This window comes from Streptomyces sp. NPDC054842, from assembly GCF_053611025.1.
Genome location: NZ_JBSGZN010000021.1, coordinates 1 through 24798, shown reverse-complemented (window position 1 = coordinate 24798; position 24798 = coordinate 1). Strand labels below are relative to the sequence as shown.

9 protein-coding genes are annotated in these 24798 nt (G+C 75.4%); 6 read left to right on the top strand and 3 right to left on the bottom strand.

What is annotated here, in order from left to right:
• Positions 1-9: 9 nt before the first annotated feature.
• From ACWGIS_RS18295 to ACWGIS_RS18285, 3 genes are all read left to right on the top strand, one after another.
• Positions 10-20046 carry a non-ribosomal peptide synthase/polyketide synthase gene (locus ACWGIS_RS18295; protein ID WP_453363459.1) on the top strand — a complete coding sequence of 6679 codons (20037 nt, stop codon included), beginning with the start codon at positions 10-12 and terminating at the stop codon, positions 20044-20046.
• A gap of 140 nt (positions 20047-20186) precedes the next feature.
• Positions 20187-20390 (top strand): MbtH family protein, encoded by a 204-nt coding sequence (locus tag ACWGIS_RS18290; protein WP_453363458.1) that lies wholly within the window; start codon positions 20187-20189, stop codon positions 20388-20390.
• 225 nt (positions 20391-20615) lie between these two features.
• Complete coding sequence (locus ACWGIS_RS18285; protein WP_453363457.1) at positions 20616-21128, top strand: GNAT family N-acetyltransferase; 513 nt, start codon at positions 20616-20618, stop codon at positions 21126-21128.
• 5 nt (positions 21129-21133) lie between these two features.
• On the opposite strand, the gene ACWGIS_RS18280 is transcribed toward ACWGIS_RS18285, so the two are convergent.
• Positions 21134-21847 (bottom strand): SDR family NAD(P)-dependent oxidoreductase, encoded by a 714-nt coding sequence (locus ACWGIS_RS18280; RefSeq protein WP_453363456.1) that lies wholly within the window; start codon positions 21845-21847, stop codon positions 21134-21136.
• A 143-nt stretch (positions 21848-21990) separates the two neighbouring features.
• Between ACWGIS_RS18280 and ACWGIS_RS18275 the strand changes: the two genes are divergently transcribed.
• Positions 21991-22293: a muconolactone Delta-isomerase family protein gene (locus tag ACWGIS_RS18275; protein WP_453363455.1), complete on the top strand. Its 303-nt coding sequence runs from the start codon at positions 21991-21993 to the stop codon at positions 22291-22293.
• 145 nt (positions 22294-22438) lie between these two features.
• A complete protein-coding gene (locus tag ACWGIS_RS18270) occupies positions 22439-23065 on the top strand; it encodes a GOLPH3/VPS74 family protein (RefSeq protein ID WP_453363454.1) in 627 nt (208 codons plus the stop codon).
• 66 nt (positions 23066-23131) lie between these two features.
• Here ACWGIS_RS18270 and ACWGIS_RS18265 read toward each other — a convergent pair whose 3' ends face one another.
• Together ACWGIS_RS18265 and ACWGIS_RS18260 are read right to left on the bottom strand one after the other, a co-directional pair.
• Positions 23132-23518: a VOC family protein gene (locus ACWGIS_RS18265; protein WP_453363453.1), complete on the bottom strand. Its 387-nt coding sequence runs from the start codon at positions 23516-23518 to the stop codon at positions 23132-23134.
• Positions 23515-23808 (bottom strand): ArsR/SmtB family transcription factor, encoded by a 294-nt coding sequence (locus ACWGIS_RS18260; RefSeq protein ID WP_453363452.1) that lies wholly within the window; start codon positions 23806-23808, stop codon positions 23515-23517. Before ACWGIS_RS18260 ends, ACWGIS_RS18265 begins: the two co-directional genes overlap by 4 nt.
• A 167-nt stretch (positions 23809-23975) precedes the next feature.
• On the opposite strand from ACWGIS_RS18260, the gene ACWGIS_RS18255 reads away from it, so the two are divergent.
• Positions 23976-24596, top strand: coding sequence for a TetR/AcrR family transcriptional regulator (locus tag ACWGIS_RS18255; protein ID WP_453363451.1), 621 nt, complete (start codon positions 23976-23978; stop codon positions 24594-24596).
• Positions 24597-24798: the final 202 nt, after the last annotated feature.

Sequence of the window (24798 nt, the reverse complement as noted above, 5' to 3'; positions counted from 1 at the left end):
CGGACGACCATGACGTCTTCGAAGCGAAACCGCGCCGAGGCACTGCCCAAGGACCTCCAGGAGGCGCTGCGCCGCCGGCTCGCCGGGCGGGCCGGCGGAACACCGGGCACGCCCGCCCGGCAGGCGCTCCCGCGCGCGGACCGCACCCGGCCGCTGCCGCTGTCCTTCGCCCAGCAGCGGCTGTGGTTCCTGGACCGGCTGCGGCCCGGCGACGCCCGCTACAACAGCACCGTCGCGCTCCGGGTCACCGGCCCGCTGGACCGGGCCGCGCTCTCCCGCGCCCTGGACACCGTGGTGGAGCGGCACGAGGCGCTGCGCACCACGTTCCAGGAGATCGACGGCCGCCCGGCGCAGTCCGTGCACCCGGCCGGCCCCGTACCCCTGCCGGTCCACGACGTCCGGCCGGACACCGCCCCGGACGGGAACGGCGCCCCGGACGGCGAGGCCGCCCCGGACGTGAATGGCGCCCTGCACGAGAACCCCGCCCTGGACGCGGCGCTGCGCGCCGAGTACTCCCGCCCGTTCGACCTGGGCACCGGCCCGCTGCTGCGCGCCCTGCTGCTCCGGGAGTCGGACCGCGCGCACGTGCTGATGCTGACGGCCCATCACATCGTCACCGACGGCTGGTCGATGGGCGTCGTGCTCCAGGAGCTGTGCACCGCGTACGACGCCCTCGCGCGCGGCGCGGCGGTGGAGCTGCCGCCGGTCGCGACGCAGTACCCGGACTTCGCCGTGTGGCAGCGCGAGCACCTGTCCGGGCCCACGCTGGAGCGCCAACTCGCCTACTGGAAGGGGAAGCTGACCGGCTCCGCGGCGCCCGCGCTGCCCCTGGACCGCCCCCGCCGCGGGGAGGAGTCCGGCGCGGGCGCGGTCCACTCCTTCCCCGTCCCCGCGGACGTCACGGGCCGGCTGCGGCAGCTCGCGGCCGAACAGCACACCACGCTGTTCACCGCCCTGACCGCTGCCTGCCAGGCGCTGCTGGCCCGCTGGTCCGGACAGGACGACATCACCGTCGGCTCTCTGACACCCGGGCGCTCCCGCACCGACCTGGAACGGACCGTCGGCTTCTTCGCCCACACGGTCGCCCTGCGCACCCCCGTGGACACCGGCGGGTCCTTCCGCGCACTTCTCGCGGACGCCGCCCACACCGTGAACGACGCCTTCGCGCACGGCGACACGCCCTTCGAGCGGCTCGTCGAGGCGGTGGGCGCACCCCGCGAGGCGGGACGCAACCCGCTCTTCGACGTGATGGTCCTGCTGCACCCGGCCCCGCCCGAGGCGCCCGCGCCGCACGGCCTGGCCACCTCGCCGGTCGCCGTGGAGCGGCAGGCGGCCACCTTCGACCTGAGCGTGGAGTTCGTGCCCGACGGGGACGGGCTGAGCTGCCTGCTGGAGTACCGCACCGACCTCTTCGACGCGGCGACCGCCGAGCGCATGGCGGACCAGCTGCTGCGGACGCTGGAGGCCGTCGCCGCCGACCCCGACCGGCCGCTGGGCACCGTCCCCCTGCTCTCCGCACGCGAGACCCGGCGGGTGACCGAGGACTGGAACGACACCGCCCTGCCGGTCACCCCGGCCGCCTACCCGGACCTCTTCCAGGAGCGGGCCGCCCGCACCCCGCACGCCACCGCCCTGGTCGCCGGGGACACCCGGCTCGACTACGCGGCGCTCAACGCCCGCGCCAACCGGCTCGCCCACCACCTGATCGCCCGGGGCGCGGGCCCCGAGCGGCTGGTCGCCCTGCGCCTGCCGCGCACCGCCGACATGGTCACCGCGATCCTCGCCGTCTGGAAGGCCGGCGCCGGCTATCTGCCCGTCGACCTCGCCCTGCCCGACGAACGCGTCCGGTACCTCCTCCAGGACGCTCGGCCGGCCCTGGTGCTGGACGAGGCCGCGCTGCGGTCGGTGCCCGGCACGGCCCTCGCCACCGACCCCACCGACGCCGACCGGCACGCGCCGCTCGACCCGGACCACACCGCGTACGTCATCTACACCTCCGGCTCCACCGGCCGGCCCAAGGGCGTCGCCGTCTCGCACCGCTCCCTCACGAACCTGCTGGCCGGCCACAGGGAGGGCTTCGTCGCCGACGCGGGCGGCGGCCCCCTGCGGGTGGCGCTGACCGCGTCGTTCTCGTTCGACACCTCGCTGGAGGGCGTGCTGCTGATGGCCGACGGCCACCCGCTGCACCTCGTCGACGAGGCGACCCGGCTCGACGCCGCCGCCCTCGTCGAGTACGTCGTCGAGCACCGCGTCGACTTCCTCGACCTGACCCCCTCGCATCTGCGCCAGCTGCTGCCCGCCGGACTGCTCACCGACCCCCGGCACCGCCCCCGGGTGCTGATGCTGGGCGGCGAGGCCGTCGGCCCGGCCCTGTGGCGCGAGCTGGCCGCCCACCGCGACGTCGCCGCGTACAACTTCTACGGCCCCACCGAGTGCACGGTCGACGCCCTGGCCTGCCGGATCGACGCCGGCGACCGCCCCCTGGTCGGCCGTCCGCTGCCCAACGTGCGGGCCTACGTCCTGGACGACCGGCTCCGCCCCGTGCCGCCCGGTGTCGGCGGCGAACTGTATCTGGCGGGGGAGCAGGTGGCCCGCGGCTACGCCGGACGTCCGGGACTGACCGCCGCGCGCTTCCCCGCCGACCCGTTCGGCCGGCCCGGCGGGCGGATGTACCGCACCGGCGACCTGGCCCGCTGGACCTCCGACGGACGGCTCGACTACCTCGGGCGCGCCGACGACCAGGTCAAGGTGCGCGGCCACCGCATCGAACCCGGCGAGGTCGAGGCGGCCCTGCTCGACCTGCCGGACGTCACCGCCGCCGCGGTCGTCGCGGTGACCGACGCGCACGGCCACACCCGGCTGGCCGCCTACCTCGTACCGGCCCCCGGTGCGGCGCGCCCCGCCGCCTCCGAGCTGCGCGCGTCCTGCCGGCGTGTCCTGCCCGACCACATGGTGCCGTCCTCGTTCACCGTGCTCGACGCGCTGCCGCTGACCACCAGCGGCAAGCTGGACCGCCGCGCCCTGCCCGCCCCCGACCTCGGCAACGCCCCGCGCGAGCGGGAGTTCACCGCCCCGCGCACCCCCGGCGAGGAGACGCTGGCCGGCATCTGGTCCGACGTGCTCGGCGTGGCGCGGGTGGGCGCCGACGACAACTTCTTCGAGCTGGGCGGCGACTCCATCCTCAGCATCCAGGTCGTCTCCCGGGCCCGCGCCGCCGGCGTGCACCTGACCTCGCGTGACGTCTTCCGCCACCAGACCGTCGCCGACCTGGCCGCCGCCGCGTCCGGACGGACCGGCGCCGTGCCCGCGCCCCGCGCCCCGCGGGACGAGGGGCCCGCCCCGCTGACCCCCGTCCAGGAGTGGTTCTTCGCCACGCACGGACCGCTGCGGCACTTCAGCATGTCGATGCTGCTCGACCTGCCGCACGACCTCGACGAAGCGGCCCTGACCCGGGCCCTGGACGCGGTGGCCGCCCACCACCCCGCGCTCGGCACGCGGTTCACCCGCGACGGGGACACCTGGCGACAGCACCCCGGCGCCGCTCCCGCCACCGCGCCGCTCACCCGCCACGACCTGACCGCGCTCGACGGCACGGCCCTCCCCGCCGCCCTCGCCGAGGCCGCCGACGCCGCCCGCGCGGCCCTGGACCCGGCCGGCGGAGCCCTGCTGCGCGCCGCCCTGCTGCTCCTCCCGTCCGGCGCCCGGCCCCAGTTGTTCCTGACGGCCCATCACCTCGCCGTGGACAGCGTCTCCTGGCGCATCCTCCTCGGCGACCTGGAGCGGGCCTACCGGCAGGCCGCCGCGGGCGAGCCGGTGCAACTGGAGCCCGCCACCGAGCCGTTCACCGCCTGGGCCACGCGGCTGTCCGAACGGGTGCGCTCCGGCGGCCTCGACGACGACCTGGCGTACTGGACGGCCGAGGCGCGGCAGCCGCGCGTCCCCCTGCCCGTCGACCGATCCGCGGCCCCGCGAGCCGGATCGGTGCGCACCGTCCGCACCCGCGTGGACGCCGCCACCACCGAGGCCCTGCTGCGCCGGGTGCCCGGCCTCTACCGCACCCAGGTCAACGACGTGCTGCTCAGCGCCCTGGGCCGGGTCCTCGCCGACTGGGCGGGCACCGAGCGGGTGACCGTCGCCCTCGAAGGACACGGCCGCGAGGACCTGGGCGACGCCCTCGACGTGTCGCGGACCGTCGGCTGGTTCACCAGCCAGTACCCCGTCACCCTCGCCCCGGCCGGACCGGCCGCCGCCCCGGACTGGGCCGCCACGCTGAAGGCGGTGAAGGAACGGCTGCGGGCCGTGCCCCGGCGCGGACTGAGCTACGAGGCGCTGGCCCGCCTCGGCCCGCCCGACCCCACGGCCGCCGCCCTGCGGGAACTGGCCCTGCCCCAGGTCTGCTTCAACTACCACGGGCAGTGGGACGAGGCCGGCGGGCGGGAGTTCGCCCCGGCCGCCGCCGAGGTGCCCGGCCGGGACATCGCGCCGGACCGGCCCCTGGACCACCTGCTGGACGTCTCGGCGGTCGTCGCCGACGGCGAACTGGAGATCACCTGGCACTACAGCGACCAGGTGCACGACGAGGACACCGTGCGGGGCCTGGCCGAGGGCATGGTGCGGGCACTGTCCGCGATCACCGAGCACTGCGCCCGCCCGGACGCCGGCGGCCGCACCCCCTCCGACTTCCCGCTCGCGGGCCTGGACCAGGCCGCCGTGGACCGGCTGGCCGGCGACGGCCGCGGCGTGGAGGACCTGCTGCCGCTCACCCCGCTCCAGGAGGGCATGCTCTTCCACCGGCTGGTCGGCGGCCCCGACGACGTGTACGTGGACCAGGCCGCCCTGCTGCTGGAGGGCGTCGGCGACCCGCACGCCCTCGCCCTCGCCTGGCAGCACGTGACCGACCGCACCCCCGCCCTGCGGACCTCGGTGGTGTGGGAGGGCGTGCCCCGGCCGCTGCAGATCGTGCACCGGGACGTCCGCGTGCCGGTGACCCACCACGACTGGCGCGACGTACCGTCCGGCGAGCGGGACGAACGGCTGGCCCGGCTCCGCTCCGAGGACCTGGCACGCGGCATCGACCTCGGCTCGGCACCCCTGATGCGGCTGACCCTGGTCCGGCTGCCCGACGCCCGGCTGCACCTGCTGTGGACCTCGCACCACCTCATCCTGGACGGCTGGAGCCTCGCCCAGGTGCTCACCGACGTGTTCGACGAGTACGCCGCCCTCACCGCCGGACGCGAGCCGAGCCCGCCCGTGCGCCGCCCCTTCGGCGACTACGTGGCGTGGCTGGCCGACCAGGACGACGACGCGGCCCGCGCCCACTGGCGCGACGCCCTGAGCGGCTTCGCCACGCCGACGCCCCTGCCCACCGACCGCCCGCTGCGCGACGCGCACCGGGCCCGGTCGGCGGACGTCCACACGGGCGGACTCCCCGACGAGGTCTCCGCGCGCCTCGCCCGGACCGCGCGCGACGCCGGACTCACCGTCAACACCCTGGTGCAGGGCGCCTGGGCTCTGCTGCTGGCCCGCCACGGCGCGGAGCGGGACGTCGTGTTCGGCACCACCGTGTCCGGACGCCCGGACGACCTGCCCGGCGTCGAGTCGATGGTGGGCATGTTCATCAACACCCTGCCCACCCGTGTCCGCGTCGACGGCCGCCGCACCGCCGCCGCGTGGCTGCGCGAACTCCAGGACGCGCAGGCCGAGTCGCGGCGCTTCGCCGCGGTCTCCCTGGCCGAGCTGACGGCGCTCAGCGACGTGCCGTCCGGCGCGCCGCTCTTCCACAGCATGGTCGCCTTCGAGAACTACCCCTTCGACGAGGCCCGTTCGGCCGGCTCGGGGGTACGCCTGGCGGACGTCACCTCACGGGACGCCACCAACTACCCGCTCGTGCTGCGCGCCTACCAGGGGGAGCGGCTCGGCTTCGACCTGGCCTACGACCCGGAACTCTTCGACGCCGCGACCGTCCGCGCCCTCGCCGACCGCCTGTGCCTGCTGCTCACCGGCTTCGCCGACGACCTCGACCGGCCGCTGCGCGCACTCGCCTGGACCACCGCCGGGGAACGGCGGCTGATGCTGGCCGACTGGAACGGCACCGAACGGGGCCGCCCCGAAGAGACCCTGGTGGACCTGTTCGAGACCCAGGCCGCCCGCACCCCCGACGCCGTCGCCGTCACCTGCGGGGACGACCGCCTCGACTACCGCGCGCTCGACGAGGCGGCCGGCCGCCTCGCCCACCGTCTGGCCGAACAGGGCGCCGGGCCCGAGCGGTTCGTCGCGCTCGCCCTGCCCCGCTCCACCGACCTGGTCGTCGCCGTCCTCGCCGTCCTGAAGACCGGCGCGGCCTACCTGCCGATCGACCCCCGGCTGCCCGCCGAACGCGTCGCCCACCTGCTGCGCGACGCCGACCCCGTGACGCTGGTGACCACCACGGAGACGGCCGGCCGGGCCGCGGGCACCGGCGTGCCCGTCCTGCCGCTCGACGACCCGGCCGTCACCGCCGACCTGGAGCGGCGCCCCGCCGCCGGCCCCGGCCCGGCCCGCCGTCCGCTGCCGGAGAGCCCCGCCTACGCCATCTACACCTCCGGGTCCACCGGCCTGCCCAAGGGCGTGGTGGTGCCGCACGCCAACGTGGTGCGGCTGTTCACCCGTACCCGGCGGTGGTTCGACTTCGACGAGCACGACGTGTGGACCCTCTTCCACTCCTACGCCTTCGACTTCTCCGTCTGGGAGCTGTGGGGCGCCCTGCTGCACGGCGGCCGGCTCGTCGTCGTCCCCGACGACACCGCCCGCTCCCCGGAGGACTTCCTGCGCCTGCTGGCCGACGAGCGGGTCACCGTCCTCAACCAGACCCCGTCCGCCTTCTGGTCGCTGGCCCGCGCCGACGCCGAACACCCGGACCTCGGCGCACGCCTGGCCCTGCGCACCGTCGTCTTCGGCGGCGAGGCCCTGGACGTCGAGCGGCTGTCCGGCTGGTACGAACACCACCCGGACACCAGCCCGCGCCTGGTCAACATGTACGGCATCACCGAGACCACCGTGCACGTCACCTACGCCCCCCTGGACCGCACGACCACCGGCACCGGCGCCGCGGGACCCATCGGCACGGGCATCCCCGACCTGCGCGTGTACGTGCTCGACGAGGACCTCGCCCCGGTGGCGCCCGGAGCCGTCGGCGAGATGTACGTCGCGGGGGAGGGCCTGGCCCGCGGCTACCTGAACCGGCCCGGCCTGACCGCCGCCCGCTTCCTCGCCGACCCCTTCGGCGAGCCCGGCAGCCGCATGTACCGCACCGGGGACCGCGCCCGCCGGCGGGCCGACGGCACCCTGGAGTACCTGGGCCGCGCCGACCAGCAGGTCAAGATCCGCGGGTACCGCATCGAGCCCGGCGAGATCGAGGCCGCGCTGCACAGCCACCCGGGCGTCGGCGCCGCCGCCGTCGGCGTGCACGAGGACACCTCCGGGACGCGCCGGCTGGTCGCGCACGTCGTCGGCACCGGCGAGCACGCCCCGGTACCGTCCCCGGCCGAACTCCGCGCCCACCTGGACCGCCTGCTGCCCGCCCACATGGTGCCCGCCGCCTACGTCCCGATGGCGGCGCTGCCGCTCACCGCCAACGGCAAGCTCGACCGGCGCGCGCTGCCCGCCCCGGGACCCGACGGCTTCGCCACCGGCGCCGACCGCACCCCGCCCCGCACCCCGGCCGAACGCGCGGTCGCCGCCGCCTGGGCGGACGTACTGGGCGCGGACGAGGTGGGCGCCGAGGACGACTTCTTCGCGCTCGGCGGCGACTCGATCCTCGCCGTCCGGGTGACCTCCCGGCTGCGCGCCGCGTTCGGCGCGGACGTGTCGCCCCGGCTGCTGTTCACCCACCCGACGCTGTCCGCCCTGGCCGCCGCCCTCGGCGACCCCGCGGTGGAGGGCACGAAGCCCGCGGAGGGCATACCCGCCGCCGATCCGGACACCCCGGCGCCGCTGTCGTACGCCCAGCAGCGGCTGTGGTTCCTCGACCGCTTCGAGCCCGGCAGCACCGAGTACACGACCCTGTCGGTGCTGCGGCTGCGCGGCCGGCTCGACGCGGCGGCCCTGCGCACCGCCCTGGACGGCCTGGTGGCCCGGCACGAGGCACTGCGCACCACGTTCGCCGAGGAGGACGGCCGTCCCCGGCAGATCGTGCACCCGCCGCATCCGGCCCGCCTCTCGCTGGACGACCTCACCGGCGTCCCCTCCGACGGCGCCCGCGCGGCCCTGGACGCCCTGGTCGAACGGGAGGCGTCCACTCCCTTCGACCTGGCCGCCGGCCCCCTGCTGCGGGCCCGGCTGGCGCGTCTGGCCGAGAACGAGCACGCGCTCGTCCTCGCCGTCCACCACATCGCCACCGACGGCTGGTCCGTCGCCGTCCTCGGCCGTGACCTCGGTGAGCTGTACGCGGCGGCGCTGGAGGGCAGGCGCCCGGACCTGCCCGCCCTGCCCGTGCGGTACGCCGACCACGCGGCCTGGCAGCGCGCCCGCACCGAAGAGGCGGAGGAACAACTCGCCTACTGGCGCCAGACCTTGGACGGGCTCGCACCGCTGGAGCCGCCCACCGACCGGCCCCGCCCCGCCGTCCGCGCCCGCGACGGCGCCCTGGTGACCTTCACCCTGCCCGCCTCGCTGACCGAGCGCCTGCGCCGGACCGGACACGAGGCGGACGCCACCCTCTACATGACCCTGGTGGCGGCCTGCACGGTCCTGCTCTCCCGCTGGGCGGACCAGGAGGACGTCGCCGTCGGCACCGTGACCGCCGGCCGCGACCGCCCCGAACTCCACGACGTGGTCGGCATGTTCGTCAACACCCTGGTGCTGCGCAACCGGGTGCGCCCCGGACAGCCGTTCCGCGCGCTGCTGGAGCAGGTGCGCACCACCGTGCTCGACGCGTTCGCCCACCAGGACGTGCCCTTCGAACGGCTGGTGGACCTCCTCCAGCCCGAGCGTGACACCAGCCGCACCCCGCTGTTCCAGGTCATGGTGGCGCTGCACAACCTGGGCGCCGCGACCCCGGACCTGCCCGGCCTGGACGTCGAGCCGCTCACCCCGCCCGTCCGCAACGCCACCTTCGACCTCGCCTTCGACTTCGTGGAGGGCGACGGCGGACTGACCGGCCACCTGGAGTACGACACCGGCCTGTTCACGGCGGACACCGCCGAACGCCTCGCCGCACGACTGCGGATGCTGCTGGAGGCCGTCGCCGAGGACCCCGGCCGGGAGTCCGGCGCGCTGCCGCTGCTCACCGCCGCCGAACGGCACCAGGTGCTCCACGCGTGGCAGGGCCCGCGGACCGAGGCGCCGGACACCACCTTCCCCACCCTCTTCGAGGCGCGGGCGACCGCGCTGCCGCACGCCACCGCCCTGGTCGCCCGGGACGGCACGCTGGACTTCGCCGCCCTCGACGGGCGCGCCAACCGGCTGGCCCACCACCTCATCGGCCTCGGAGTCGGCCCGGAACGCGTCGTCGCCGTCCGCCTGCCCCGCACCTGCGACCTGCTGGTGACCCTGTTCGCCGTGCTCAAGGCGGGCGGCACCCTGCTGTGCCTGGACCCCGAACTGCCCGAGGAGCGCGTCGCGTTCCTCCTCGCGGACGCCGCGCCGCACACCGTCGTGACGCCCGGCACCCTGCACGAGGTGGCCTGGGACCAACTGCCCGCACACGCCCCCACCGACGCCGACCGCCTGATGCCGCTGCGCCCGGAGAACACCGCGTACATCGTCTACACCTCCGGTTCCACCGGCCGCCCCAAGGGGGTCGCGGTGGAGCACCGCCAGCTGGTCAACCTCTGCCACGACCACCGGGCGGGTCTCGTCGCACCCCACACCGCGGACGGACGGCGGCTGCGGGCCGCGCTCAGCGCCTCGTTCTCCTTCGACACCTCCTGGGAAGGGCCGCTGCTGCTCGCCCTCGGGCAGGAGGTGCACCTCGTCGACGAGGACACCCGCCTGGACCCGGAGGCCTTCTGCGCCCTCGTCGCCGAACGCCGCCTGGACCTGGTCAACGTGACCCCGTCGTTCCTGCGCGAACTGACCTCCGCCGGGCTCCTGGCGCCCGGCCGCCACCACCCGCGGCTGCTCCTCGTGGGCGGCGAGGCGGTCGACGGCACCGCCTGGCACGAGCTGTGCGCCGCCGACGACCTCGGGGTGAGCGCGTACAACATGTACGGGCCCACCGAGTGCACCGTCGACGCCGTCTACGGCCGCTGCGCCGAACGGCCCGAACGGCCCGTCATCGGCCGCCCGGGCGGCAACCTGCGCGCCTACGTCCTGGACGGCTCGCTGCGGCCGGTACCGCCCGGCACCCCCGGCGAGCTGTACCTCGCCGGCGCCCAGGTGGCCCGCGGCTACCTGAACCGCCCCGGCCTGACCGCCGCCCGCTTCCTCGCCGACCCCTTCGGGGCACCGGGGGAGCGCATGTACCGCACCGGGGACCGCGCCCGCTGGGACGCGGACGGGCTCCTGGAGTTCCTCGGGCGCGCCGACGAGCAGATCAAGATCCGCGGCTTCCGCATTGAACCCGGCGAGGTCGAGGCCGCGCTGCTCGCCGACCCGGACATCGCCGAGGCCGTGGTGACCGCTCGCGAACACGGCGGCCGCCCGATGCTCGTGGCGCACCTCGTGCCCACCGGGGACCGCACCCCGCCCGCCGACGAGCTGCGGGTCCGGCTGCGGCGGACCCTGCCGGACCACATGGTGCCGGCGGCGTTCGTCCCGCTGGCGCGGATGCCGCGCACCAGCAGCGGCAAGACCGACCGGCGCGCACTGCCCGCCCCGCCGGACCGGCCGGACACCACGACGCCCTACGTGGCACCCCGCCCCGGCACCGAGGAGCGCCTCGCCGCGATCTGGGCGGAGGTCCTCGGCGCCGAGCGGGTGGGCGCCCGGGACAACTTCTTCTCCCTGGGCGGCGATTCGATCCTCAGCATCCAGATCGTCTCCCGGGCCCGCCGCGCCGGCCTCGCCCTCACCACCAAGGACGTCTTCCGCCACCAGACCGTCGCCGAACTCGCCCTGCGCGTGGGCGATCTGGACCCGCGCCCGGCCGCAACGGCGGAGACCGCACCCGCCGAGGCCCCCCTCACCCCCATCCAGCGCTGGTACCTCGACGGCCGCGCCCCCGGCGACCCCCTGCGCTTCACCATGACCCAGCGGCTCGAACTCGCGCCCGGCATAAACGTGCTGACATTCCGTCAGGCGTTCGACGCGGTCGTCCGCCACCACCCGGCGCTGCGCACCCGGTTCCGGAACACCGACGACGGCCCGCGCCAGAACGTGCTGCCCGAGGCACCCGAGGGCGTCCTCACCCACCACGACGTGTCCCACCTGGACGACGAGGCACTGGAACCGGCGGTGCGGCGCGCGGCCGAGGAGGCTCAGGCGTCCCTCGACCCCGCCGAAGGCAGGGTCGTGCGCGCCCTCCTCTTCGACCGGGGCCCCGACCGGCCCCCGCAGCTGGTGATCACCGCCCACCACCTGGTCGTGGACGGCGTCTCCTGGCGCATCCTGCTCGCCGACCTGGAGACCGCGCAGCGCGCCGCCGCGGCCGGACGCCCCGTCGAGCTGCCCGACGAGGGCACCACGTACGGCCACTGGGCGGCCCTGCTGGAGCGGCACACCCGCGCCGGCGCCCTGGACGCCGACCTGGCCCACTGGACCCGCACCTGCGCCGCCCCGGCCGGCCTGCCCCCGGGACGCACCGGCCCCAACACCCACGGCACCGCCGCCACCGTCACCGTCACCCTGGCGGCGGAGGAGACCGAGGCGCTGCTGCGCCACGTCCCCGACGTCTACCGCACCCAGGTCAACGACGTGCTGCTCAGCGCCCTCGGCCGCACGCTGGCCACCTGGTGCGGACGCGACACGGTCCTGGTCGGCGTCGAGGGCCACGGCCGCGAGGACCTCTTCGACGACGTGGACCTCTCGCGGACGGTCGGCTGGTTCACCGCCGAGTTCCCGCTCGCCCTGACCGTCCCCGGCGAGGCGGGCTGGGGCGACGTCCTCAAGTCCGTCAAGGAGACGCTGCGCGCCGTGCCGCTGCACGGCCTCAGCCACGGCGCGCTGCGCCACCTGCTGCCCGGCAGCCCGCTGGCCGGAGTCCCTGCACCGCAGGTCGGGTTCAACTACCACGGGCAGTGGGACGCCGGCGGCGGCAGCGGCCTGTACCGGGCCGCGCTCCCGCCCGCCGGCCGCGACACCGACCCGGACGAAGACCGCCCCTACCTCCTGGACATCACGGGCGTCGTCCAGGACGGCCGGCTGGAACTCGGCTGGACCTACCCCACGGCCGTCTACGACGAGAGCACCGTGCGGCGGCTGGCCGAGGACATGTGCCGGGCGCTGCGCGAGATCGTGGCGCACTGCGCCCGCCCCGAGGCGGGCGGCCGTACCCCGTCCGACTTCCCGCTCGCCGGCCTCACCCCGGAACAGCTGGACCGGCTCGTCGGCGACGGACGCCACGTGGCGGACGTCCTGCCGCTGACGCCGCTCCAGTCCGGCATGCTCTTCCACGGCCTGGTCGACGCGGCCGGCGCCTACTTCGACCGGACTGCGGTACGACTGTCGGGAGTGGCCGACCCGCGGGCGTTCGCCGCGGCCTGGCAGCAGGTCACCGACCACACCCCCGCCCTGCGCACGAGCGTCCACTGGCAGGGCCTGCCCCACCCCGTGCAGGTGGTGCACCGGCACGTCGAACTGCCCGTCACCCACCTGGACTGGCGCGACATGACGGAACGTCAGCGAGCCGACGCCACCGAGCGGTTGCTAGGCGAGGACCGCGCGGCCGGCATGGAGCTGACCACCGCGCCCCTCACCCGCGTCACCCTGGCCGCCCTCCCCGGCGACGAGGTCCTGCTCCTGTGGTCCTCGCACCACCTGATCCTCGACGGCTGGAGCACCGGGCAGCTCCTCACCGAGGTGTGCGAGCGCTACGCCGCGCTCACCGGCGGCGCCGACACCGCCCCGCCGCCGCGCCGGCCCTTCGCCGACTTCCTCGGCTGGCTGCGCGACCAGGACGAGGACGAGGCCGGCCGCCACTGGGCCGACGCCCTCGCCGGATTCACGGCGCGCACCCCGCTGCCGTACGACCGCACGCCCGCCGAGGCGCACCGGGCCCGCGCGGCGGAGGCCGTGCACCACGAACTGGACGAGCGGCTCTCCCGGCGGCTCCGGGAGACGGCCGCCCGCGGCGGACTGACCGTCAACACCGTGGTGCAGGGCATGTGGGCGCTGCTCCTCGCCCGGTACGGCGGGCGCCGTGACGTCGTGTTCGGGACCACCGTCTCGGGCCGCCCCGCGGAACTGCCCGGCGTGGACTCCATGGTGGGCATGTTCATCAACACCGTGCCGACCCGCGTCCGCGTCCCCTCGGGCGGCGTCCTGCCCTGGCTGCGCGAACTGCAGCAGCAGCAGAGCGAGTCCCGGCGCTTCGATTTCCTGGCGCTGCCCCGCATCCAAGCCCTGAGCGAAATCCCGCAGGGCGAGGCGCTGTTCGACAGCATGGTGGTGTTCGAGAACTACCCGGTCGACGAGTCCGCCACCGCCAGGACGGGCGTGCGCGTCGAGGAGGTGCGGGCCGAGGACGCCACCACCTTCCCGCTCTGCCTCCGCGCCCACCTGACCGACCGCCTCGGCTTCGACCTGGCCTACGACGCCGCGCTGTTCGACCGCGCGACGGTCGAGCACGCCGCGTCCCGGCTGGCCGCCCTGCTCACCCGGTTCGCCGACGGCGCCGAGGGCGACGTGGACGACCTGGACCTCCTCACCGCCGCCGACCGCGCGCTGCTGGACCGCTGGAACACCACCGCCCGGCAGACCCCGCCCCGCAGCCCGGCCGACCTGTTCGCCGAACAGGTCCTGCGCACTCCCGACGCGCCGGCCGTGCGCGACGGCGACCGGCGGGTCAGCTACCGGCAGCTCGCCGACTGGTCGGACGCCGTGGCCCGGCGGCTGCGGTCCGGCGGCCTGGCGGCCGAGGACCGGGTGGCCCTGCTCATGGACCGCTCGGCAGAGCTGGTGGCCGCCCAGCTCGGAGTCCTCAAGGCCGGCGGCGCCTACCTGCCGGTGGACACCCGTGCCCCCGAGGACCGGCGCCGCGCCCTCCTCGACCAGGCCGGCGCCACCGTCCGCCTGACCGCCCAGGACGTCGCCGCGGCGCGCACCGAGGCCCGAGCCGAGGCCGTTCTCCCGGCGGCCGACCCCGACCGGCTGGCCTACGTCATGTTCACCTCCGGCTCCACCGGCCGGCCCAAGGCGGTGGCGGTCCGGCACCGCGACGTGGCGTCCCTGGCCACCGACAGCCGCTTCGCGGACGGCGTCTGCGACCGCGTGCTGCTGCACTCGCCGCCGGCCTTCGACGCCGCCACGTTCGAGGTGTGGGCGCCGCTGCTGAACGGCGGCAGCGTGGTGGTGGCCCCCGACCGGCCCCTGGACGCCGCCCTGCTGCGGCGCCTCGCGGCGGACGGCGGGCTGACCGCGGTGTGGCTGACGGCCGGCCTGTTCCGGCTCCTGGCGCAGGACGCGCCGGACTGCTTCGCGGACCTGCGCCAGGTGTGGACCGGCGGCGACGTGGTCCCCGCGGCGGCCGTACGGCGGGTCCTGGACGCGTGCCCCGCCCTCACCGTGGTGGACGGCTACGGGCCGACGGAGACCACGACGTTCGCGACGGCCCTCGCCCTCGCGGACGCGGCGGACGTGCCCGGCACCGTGCCCATCGGACACCCCCTGGACGACGTGCGCGTCCACCTCCTGGACGGCCGGCTGCGCCCCGTCCCGCCGGGCTGCGCGGGCGAACTGTTCGTGTCCGGCGAGGGGGTGGCACGCGGCTACCTGGGCCGCCCCGGCGACACGGCCGCCCGGTTCCTCGCCGACCCGTACGGGCCGCCCGGCACCCGCATGTACCGCACCGGAGACCTCGCCCGCCGCCGTCCGGACGGCACCGTCGAGTTCCTGGGCCGCGCCGACGACCAGGTCAAGATCCGCGGGTTCCGGGTCGAGCCCGGCGAGGTCGAGGCCGTGCTCGCGGCCCGTCCCGGCGTCGCCGACGTGGCCGTGCTGGCCCGTGAGGACCGGCCCGGCAGCAGGCGCCTGGTGGCCTACGTCGTCGGCCCCGCCGCCGAGGACACCGAAGACCTGCGGGCGTTCGCCGCCCGCACCCTGCCCGACTACCTCGTCCCCTCCGCGTTCGTCCCGCTGCCCGCCCTCCCGCTCAGCACCAACGGCAAGGTGGACCGCGCGGCGCTCCCGGCGCCCGCACCGGACTCCCGGACGGCGGACGGCGCACACGTCGCACCCCGCACCGAGGCCGAACGCCGCACGACGGAGATCTTCGCCGAGGTCCTCGGCGCCGGACATCCCGGCGTGCACGACGACTTCTTCCGGCTGGGCGGCGACTCGATCCTCAGCATCCGCCTCGCCTCCCGCCTCGCGGAGGCGTTCGGCACCGGCCTCTCACCCCGCGCCGTCTTCACCCACCCCACCCCGGCGGCCCTCACCGCCCTGCTCACCGAACGGCGGCCCGGTGACGCCCTCACGCCCGCCGTCACCCCGGCGCCCCGCGACGTGCCGCCGCCGATGTCGTACGCCCAGCAACGCCTGTTCTTCCTGGAGGAGTTCGCGCCCGGCGGCGCGGAGTACGTCACCGCCCTTGCCCTGCGCCTGCGCGGCGCGCTCGACACCGCCGCCCTCACCGCGGCCCTGCGCGCCCTGGTGGCCCGGCACGAGTCGCTGCGGACCACCTTCGACACGGTGGACGGCCACGGCGTCCAGCTCGTCCACCCGCCGCAGGACGTACCGCTCCCGCTGCACGACCTGTCCGCACTCCCGGACGAGGAACGCGCCCGGCGCCTGCGGCAGCTCCTCACGGACGACCGCACCCGCCCGTTCGACCTGCGCCGGGGCCCCCTGCTGCGCGCCGGACTGGTCCGGCTCGGCGCCGACGACCACGTGCTGACGCTGACCCTGCACCACATCGTCACCGACGGCTGGTCGACCTCCGTGCTCGCCGGCGACCTCGCCCACCTCTACCGGGCCGAACGGGACCCCGGCACCGGCCAACTGCCGCCGCTGCCCGTGCAGTACGCCGACTACGCCCACTGGCAGCGCACCACGAACGGCGCCGGCCCCGGCGAGCACCTCGCCTACTGGAAGGAGCAACTGGCCGGCACCGAGCCGCTCGACCTGCCCACCGACCGGCCCCGGTCCGCCGTGCGCACCGGCAACGGCGCCACCGCCCGGCTGGTGCTCCCGCCCGGCACGGCCCGCCGCCTCGCCCGGGTCGGCCGGGACCGCGGCGCCACCCTCTTCACCACACTCGTCGCCGCCGCGCAGACGTTCCTCGCGCGGCTGTCCGGCGAGCGGGACATCGCGGTCGGTACCGTCACCTCCGGACGCGACCGGCCGGAGACCCAGAACCTGATCGGCTTCTTCGTCAACACCCTGGTGCTGCGCTCGCGGGTGGACACGAGCCGTCCCTTCCCGGACTTCCTCGCCGACGTGCGGCAGACCGTGCTGGACGCCTTCGCGCACCAGGAGGTGCCGTTCGAGCAGGTCGTGGACGAGGTGCAGCCGACGCGCGACACCAGCCGCACCCCGCTGTTCCAGGTCATGGTCGTCCTGCAGAACACCCCCGCGGCCGACCTCGACCTGCCCGGCCTCGACGTCCAGGACGTCGAACAGGAGCTGCACCACGCGGCGTTCGACCTCACCCTGGAGTTCGCCGAGACGGAATCGGGGGCGCTGCACGGACTGCTCACCTACAACACCGACCTGTTCGACGCGGCCACCGCCGAGCGCATGGCCGACCAGCTCGGCACGCTCCTCGCCGCCGTCGCCGACGACCCGCACCGGCCGCTGGGCGCGCTGCCACTGGCGTCCGACGAGGAGCTGAAGGCCCTCCTGGACCAGGGGCGCGGCACCGCCCTGCCGGTACCCGCGGCGACCCTGCCCGAGCTGTTCGAGCGGCAGGCCGCCCGCACCCCCGACGCGCCGGCCCTCGCGGACGGCACCCGGCGGCTGACCTACGCGGAGCTGGACCGGGCCGCCAACCGGCTGGCCCACCGGCTCATCGGGCGCGGCGCCGGACCCGAGCGGGTGGTGGCGCTGGCCCTGCCCCGCGCCGCCGAGACGGTGGTGGCCCAGCTCGCCGTCGCCAAGACCGGCGCCGCCTTCCTGCCCGTGGACCCGGCCTACCCGCGACAGCGGCGGGAGTTCATGACGCGGGACGCGGGCGCCTCCCTCGTCCTGGACGACCCCGCCGACGTCTGGACCGACGCGGGGCCGGACAGCGCGCCCACCGACGCGGACCGCGCCGTCCCGCTGACCCCCGACCACCCGGCCTACGTGATCTACACCTCCGGGTCCACGGGCACCCCGAAGGGCGTGGTCGTGACGCACCGCGGACTGGCCGGCTTCGCCGCGGCCGCAGCCGAACGCTACGCCGCGGGCCCGGGCGACCGCGTCCTGCAGTTCGCCTCGCCCAGCTTCGACGCCTCCGTGCTGGAGCTGTGCGTGTCCCTGCTCACCGGCGCCGCCCTGGTGACCGGCGAGGAGGGCCCGCTGGTCGGCGAGCGGCTGGCCCGCGTCCTCGGGGAACGGGCCATCACCCACACCCTGATCCCCCCGGCGGCCCTCGCCACCGTGCCGCCCGAGGCGTCCGCCGCACTGCCGCACCTGCGGACCCTGATCGTCGGCGCCGAGGCCTGCCCGGCGGACCTCGTCCAGCGCTGGGCCCCCGGCCGGCGGATGATCAACTCGTACGGGCCGACGGAGGCCACGGTCGTCGCCACCTGGACCGGCCCCCTGACCCCGGAGGCCGCAGCCCCGCCGATCGGCCGCCCGGCCGGCGCCACCCGCGTCTACGTCCTGGACGCCGCCCGCCGCCCGGTCCCGCCCGGGGTGACCGGCGAACTGTACGTGGCGGGACCCGGGCTCGCCCGCGGCTACCTGGGCCGCCCCGGCCTGACCGCCCAGCGGTTCACCGCCGACCCCTTCGGCGCGCCCGGGGAGCGGATGTACCGCACCGGAGACCTGGTGCGCTGGGGAGCCGACGGCCGTCTCCGCTTCGCCGGACGCGCCGACGAGCAGATCAAGCTGCGCGGCTTCCGCATCGAACCGGGGGAGATCGAGAGCGCCCTGCGCCGCAGCCCCCTGGTGCGCGACGCGGTCGTCGCGGTCCGCCACGAGGGCACCGGCGACGAGCGGGGCGCGGGGCACGGACGGCTGGTCGCGTACGTCGTCCCCGTCCGGGAGAACCCGGACGGACCGCCCCTGGCCGACCTGCGGGAGCACCTCGCCGGGCTGCTGCCGCCGCACATGGTCCCGTCGGTGTTCGTCCCGCTGGCGGAGCTGCCGCTCACCCCGAACGGCAAGACCGACCGGCGCGCGCTGCCCGCACCGGAGCCCGGGCACACCGCAGCCGCCGGCCCGCGCACCGCCCCACGCACCGACACCGAGCGCCTCGTCGCCCGCGTCTGGGAGGACGTGCTCGGCGTGGACGAGGTCGGCGCCGACGACAACTTCTTCCACCTGGGCGGCGATTCGATCCTCAGCATGCAGGTGGTGTCGCGGCTGCGCCGGGAGGGCCTGCACCTGGCCACCCGGGACCTGTTCACCCATCAGACGGTCGCCGAGCTCGCCACGGTCGTCGGCGTCGCCCCGCAGCGCTCCGAGGACGGCCCGGTGACCGGCGAGGTGCCGCTCACCCCCATCCAGGAGTGGTTCCTGACCAGCCCGCGCCACAGCCACGACCACTTCAACCAGTCGGTGCTGCTGGAACTGGACGGCACTCCCGACCCGGTGGCCCTGGGCACGGCGCTGGACGCCCTGCTGGAACACCACGACGCCGTCCGCACGCGCTTCACCCGGGAGGACGGCGGCTGGCGCCAGTTCACCCCGCCGCCCGGGGACGGCGGCAGCGGTGTCCTCCTCCGCCACGACCTGACGGGGCTGTCCGACGCGGAGGCCGACGAGGCGATGAGCGGGGCGGCCGACGAGCTGCACGCCGGCTTCGACCTCGCCCACGGCCCCCTGCTGCGGGCCGCGCTGTTCACCGGCGCCGGCCGCCCCGCGTTCCTCCTCCTGGTCGCCCACCACCTCGTCGTGGACGCGGTGTCCTGGCGGATCCTGCGCGACGACCTGGAGGCGGCCTACCGGCAGGCGGCACAGGGGGAGCCCGTGCGGCTGGGGGAGCGCGGCACCTCGTTCCGGGACTGGGCCCGCGCCCTCGCCGCGCACGTCGCCGACGGCGGCCTGGACCACGAACTCCCGTACTGGGAAGAGGCGGTGACGGCTGAACAGCTGCCGCCCGCCGGTGCCCCGGGAGCCGACGCGGGCGAGAAGCGCGTCGTCACGGTGGAGCTGGACGAGGAGGACACCACGGCGCTGCTGCGGGCCGCGCCCACCGCCTACCGCACCCGCGTCAACGACGTCCTGCTCTCCGCCCTGGCCCTGGCCCTCGCCCGCTGGACCGGCCGCGACCGGGTCCGCCTGGACCTGGAGGGACACGGCCGAGAGGACGTCCTCGACGGGGTCGACCTCTCCCGCACGGTCGGCTGGTTCACCACCGTCCACCCGGTCGCCCTCACGGTCGCAGCGGCGGACGACCTCGGCCCCGAACGGGACTGGCGGGCCCTGGTCAAGTCGGTGCGCCGCCAGCTGCGCGCGGTGCCCGGGAACGGACTGGGCTTCGGCGCCCTGCGCATTTTCGGCTCACCGGAGGTGCGCGAGCGGCTGGGAACGGCGGCGCACGGGCAGGTGGTGTTCAACTACCTCGGCCAGTGGGACGCCCGTCCGGCCGACTCCGGCAGCGGTCTCGTACGCGCCGAGCACGGTTCCTTCGGCCAGGACCACGACCCCCGGGACAGCGGCTCGCACCCCCTCGAAGTGGTGGGAGCGGTGCAGCACGGGCGGCTGGCCTTCACCTGGCACCACCGGGCCGGGCTCCACGACACGGCGACCGTGCGCGACGTCGCCGAGGAGTTCGCCGAGGCGCTGCGTCACATCGCCCGGCACGCGCGGGACAGCCGGTGACGCCTCCGCACCGCGCGGGGGCGGCGGGCCGGACGGGCGGCGGGCGCAGGGCGCCGCCCCGCGGGCCGACCGGCCAACGAGCAGGAGCGGCCGGCCACCGGCCGGCCGCGGTCACCGTACCGACGACGAAAGAGCGTGAGATGGACGAGAACACCCGCTACCAGGTGCTGCGCAACGACGAGGACCAGTACTCGCTGTGGCCGGTCGACGTCGAGGTGCCGGCCGGCTGGCAGCCGGTCGGCAAGGAGGGCACCGAGGCCGAGTGCTCCGCGTACGTCGACGAGGTCTGGACCGACATGCGCCCGCGCAGCCTGCGCGAGCGGATGGAGCGCGCGGGCTCCTGAGCCCCGTCCGCTTCCGCACTCCGGACGCCGGGGCGGTCATGCCGTTCCCGGCTCCGGTGACCGGAACGCCGGCCGAGGACCGCCGGACGGGGGCGGGGGCGCCGGAACGGCCCCTGCCCCGGCCCGCCCCTCCCCGCGGCCCGTCGAAGAACCTCGGCAGCCCCCGCGCGCCGCATCCCGACGCGGCGCCGCCGTCCCACCCCGCGTCACAAGAGGAGTACGCCGATGACGCCCACCCTGCACACCGAACGACTGGAGTTCAGGCCCTACGGCCCCGAGGACGAGGACGCCTTCGTCGCTCTCCTGCGCGACGAGGAGGTCTGCCGCTGGATGGGCCAGGACCGGGTCCCCGAGGCCGACCTGCGCACCCTCTTCCGCACGATCCTGACCGACGTGTATCCGAAGGAGCTGTTCGACGTCTGGGGCCTGTGGTTCCAGGGCTCGTACGCCGGACACGCGGAGGTGAAGAAGACCGGCAACGTCGACGGGCACGAGCTCATCACCGCGCTGGCCCCGGAGTACTGGGGCCGGGGACTGGGCGGCGAGGTGGTCCGGGGTCTGCTGGAGCACGCCGCCGGCCACCTGGGCCTGAAGGAGGCCTACGGCATGGTGGGCGAGGGGAACGCCGCCAGCCTTGCGCTCGCCCGCCGCCTGGGCTTCCGGCACGTGCGCGACGTGGTCGGCGACGACGGCTCGGTGACGAAGATGCTGGTGATCTCCACGACCGATCCGTCCTGACCGGGTCAGTGGCCGGCGCTCTGCCCGCCGTCGACGGCCAGGATCTCGCCGGTGACGAACGAGGCGTTCTCCAGGTACAGCACCGCGTCGACGATGTCGGCGACCTCGCCCAGGCGCCCGACCGGGTGCAGGGAGGCGAGGGCCTCGTGGGTCTCCTCGGGGTGCATCGGGGTCTTGATCGTGCCGAGGGCGACGGCGTTGCTGCGGATCCCGCGGCCGGCGTACTCGATCGCCAGCGCCTTGGTGGCCGCCTGGAGTCCGCCCTTGGTCAGTGAGGCCAGCACGGACGGCACGGCGGAGTTGGGATGCTCGACCAGGCTCGTGGTGATCTGCACGACGTGGCCGCCGCCGTGCCGCAGCATGTCCTCGATGGCGAGCTGGGTGATCCGGAAGAACCCGGCCACGTTCACCCCGAGCACCGCGTCGTAGTCGTCCTGCGTGTACTCGGTGAACGGCTTGGCGACGAAGACTCCCGCGTTGTTGACCAGGGTGTCGATCCGGCCGAACCGCTCCAGGCCGGCGGCGATGACGCGTTCGGCGGTCGCCGGATCGGCGATGTCGCCCTGCACGGTCACGAGGTCCTTGTCCTGCGACTCGGCGATGGTGCGCGACGTGGCGACGACGCCGTACCCGAGCTTGCGGTAGGCGGCGACCAGACCGGCGCCGATGCCCTGCGAGGCCCCGGTGACGACGGCGACCTTCTGACCCTGAGCGCTCATGACGGTTCTCTCCTGTCGGGTTCGTTCCGATCGCTAGCCGACCGGTCGTGTAAAAACTAAGCGACTGGTCTACTATTGTCAAGCAAGGCAGTCCCGCACTGTTCCGCCTCTCCGGCGGGACGCTTCAGCGAAGGAGAAGGACCATGCGTGAGTTCCTGGTCGAGCTGGTCACCACCGTCCCCGAGGGGACCGACCCCGCGGAAGTGGACCGGCGCCGCGCCGCCGAGGCCGTCCGGGCCCGCGAACTGGCCGCCCGCGGACACCTGGTGCGGCTGTGGCGCCCCGTCGGCGAACTGCGCAGCATCGGCGTGTGGAGGGCCGAGGACGAGGCCGCACTCCACCGCGAGGTGCTGGGCACGCTGCCGCTGCGCCCCTGGATGCGGGCCACCGTCACCCCGCTCGGCTCCCACCCGAACGACCCGGGCGCGGCCGGCACCGCCGCGTGACCCCGGGCGCGCCCGTCGTACCGCCGTGCCGGCGACGTCGCGACGTCGCCGGCAGGTCGCACGGGCCCGTCGGCCTCGGCCGTACGACGGGCGCCGGGCCGCCTCGGCGTCGTACCGTGGGGGCTACCTCCGAGGGGATGCCGACATGACCACACCACGGGACCTGCTGATCGTCGCGATGGACATGGGGCCCGGTCGCTCCGTCGACCAGGGCGCGCTGTCGCTGACGCTCGCCGGGGCCGAGCTGCTCGATCTCCTGCGCGGGGGAGCCGTAACACTGGACGGCGTGCGCCTCGTGCCGGGGGAGTGGACCCCCGAAGGTGATCCCCTGCTGCGGGAAGCCGCGTCGTCGCTGGTCCGCGAGGAGCCGTACGAGTCGGTGGAGGACTGGCTGTGGCGCAGGGGCCGGGGCCTCGCCGCCGTGTACGAGGCCGCCTTCGAGACCGAGGGCCAGGTCACCCGGCCGCACCGCCGCCTTGAGTCCTTGCGTACGAGCCCGAGTCCGGTGGTGCTCGTCGAGTCACCCGCGCGCACCCGCGCCGAGGCCCGCTGGGCGGCCCGCGAGCCCGTCCTCGTCGCCCTCGCGGAAGCCGCCGGCATGGACGGCGAACCCTGGGACGAGACGGTGGAGGACGCTCCGGACATCACCGACGACGGCGTGGCGACGGTCCTGGCCGAGGTCAACGACGCGGTGATGGAGCTGGAGGCCGTCAAACAGCGCCGGGCGATCGAGGAAGCGGCCTTCGACAACGTGTGGCGCGGCGGAGTCTGACGCGGCCGCGCCCGTCCCACCGCCCGCGCCCTGCCGGCGCGGGCGTTCCGCGTTCGGGCGTCCGCGCTACGCGCTGTGCACGATCTGGATCAGGTTGCCGCAGGTGTCGTCCAGCACCGCGGTGGTGACCGGCCCCATCTCCAGCGGCTCCTGTGTGAAGCGCACCCCGAGCCCGCTCAGCCGCGCGAACTCCGCGTGCACGTCGTCCACCGCGAACGAGGTGGCCGGAATCCCGTCCTGGACCAGCGCGTCCTTGTACGGTCCCACCGCGGGATGGCCGGAGGGCTCCAGGAGCAGTTCCGTACCGTCCGGGTCCTCCGGCGACACCACCGTGAGCCACCGGTCCTCGCCCAGCGGGACCTCGGTCTTCTTGATGAAGCCCAGCACCTCCGTGTAGAAGCGCAGGGCTTTGTCCTGGTCGTCGACGAAGACGCTGGACAGGTGAATCCTCATGGAGTGCTCTCCGGTGCCTCGGGCCTGAGCCATCGCGTCACGATGAGCTCCAGGGGTGCGGTGTTCAGGTCGTGGAACTTGTAGCGGCCCTGGCGCCGGGACCGGACCAGGTCCGCCGCCTCCAGAACGGCCAGGTGCTGGCTGACCGCCTGACGGGACAGCCCCAGGCCGTGCTTGGTCAGCAGCCGTGTGCAGATCTCGAACAGTGTCTGGCCGTCCCGCTCCACCAGCTCGTCGAGGATGCGCCGACGCGTGGGGTCGGCCAGGGCCTTGAAGACATCCTCCGCCATGACCGAGACCATAGGCAAGTGAACGCTTGCCTATCAAGGGGAGGGGTGCGGGCCCTCGCCCGGCCCGCAGTGGTCCGCGTGCGGGCGGCCGGATCCGAGGCCGGGCGGTCCGGATCCGTAGGTGACTGGTCCACTCGTGTGTAGTCGATCGGTCGTATACTGGACCCATGGGACGTACCAGCAATGCCAGGGAGAAGATCCTCACCGCAGCCCAGTCGCTCATCGAGCAGCGGGGCTACTCGGCTCTGGGCACCGCGGAGATCTGCAAGGCCGCGGGTGTGCCCAAGGGCAGTTTCTACTACTTCTTCGAGTCGAAGGAGGCTCTCGCGCTCGCCGTGCTCGACGAGCAGTGGGCCGCCCAGCGCGACGACTGGGCCCGCGTCCTGCGGGACGACGCCGAGCCGCTCCAGAGGCTGCGCCGGCTGTTCGAGGAGACCGAGGCCGGCCAGCGCGCGGGCCAGCAGAGCTGCGGCACGGTCTCGGGGTGCATGTTCGGGAACCTCACCCTGGAGATGAGCAACCAGACCGAGGCCATCCGCGGACGCCTCCAGGAGATCTTCGACGCGCAGGTCGACATGGTCGAGGAGGTCGTGGCGGAGGCCGCCCGCCGGGGCGAGGTCACCGTCGGCGACACCCGCGAGGCCGCCAGGTCCGTCGTCGCCCAGCTGGAGGGCCAGGTCCTCTTCGCCAAGCTGTACAACGACACCCAGCGCCTCACGGTCCTGTGGCGCACCTGCCTCGCCATCCTCGGCGCCCGCGACCCGGAACTGGCCGCAACGACCGGCTGAACCGCGAGACGCCCGCCGCACCCGCCAGGCGGTGGGACGGCGGGCGTACCGCTTTCGGTCCACCGGCAGGCAGGGGGCAGCGGGGGTGCGGCTTTCCGTCCACCGGCAGCTTGCCGCCCGTTGGCAGGCGCGGCGGTCGGTGGACCCGCAGGACACGGACCGGCCGCACACGTGACGGCGGAGGCGGCCGCCACCTGTCGGT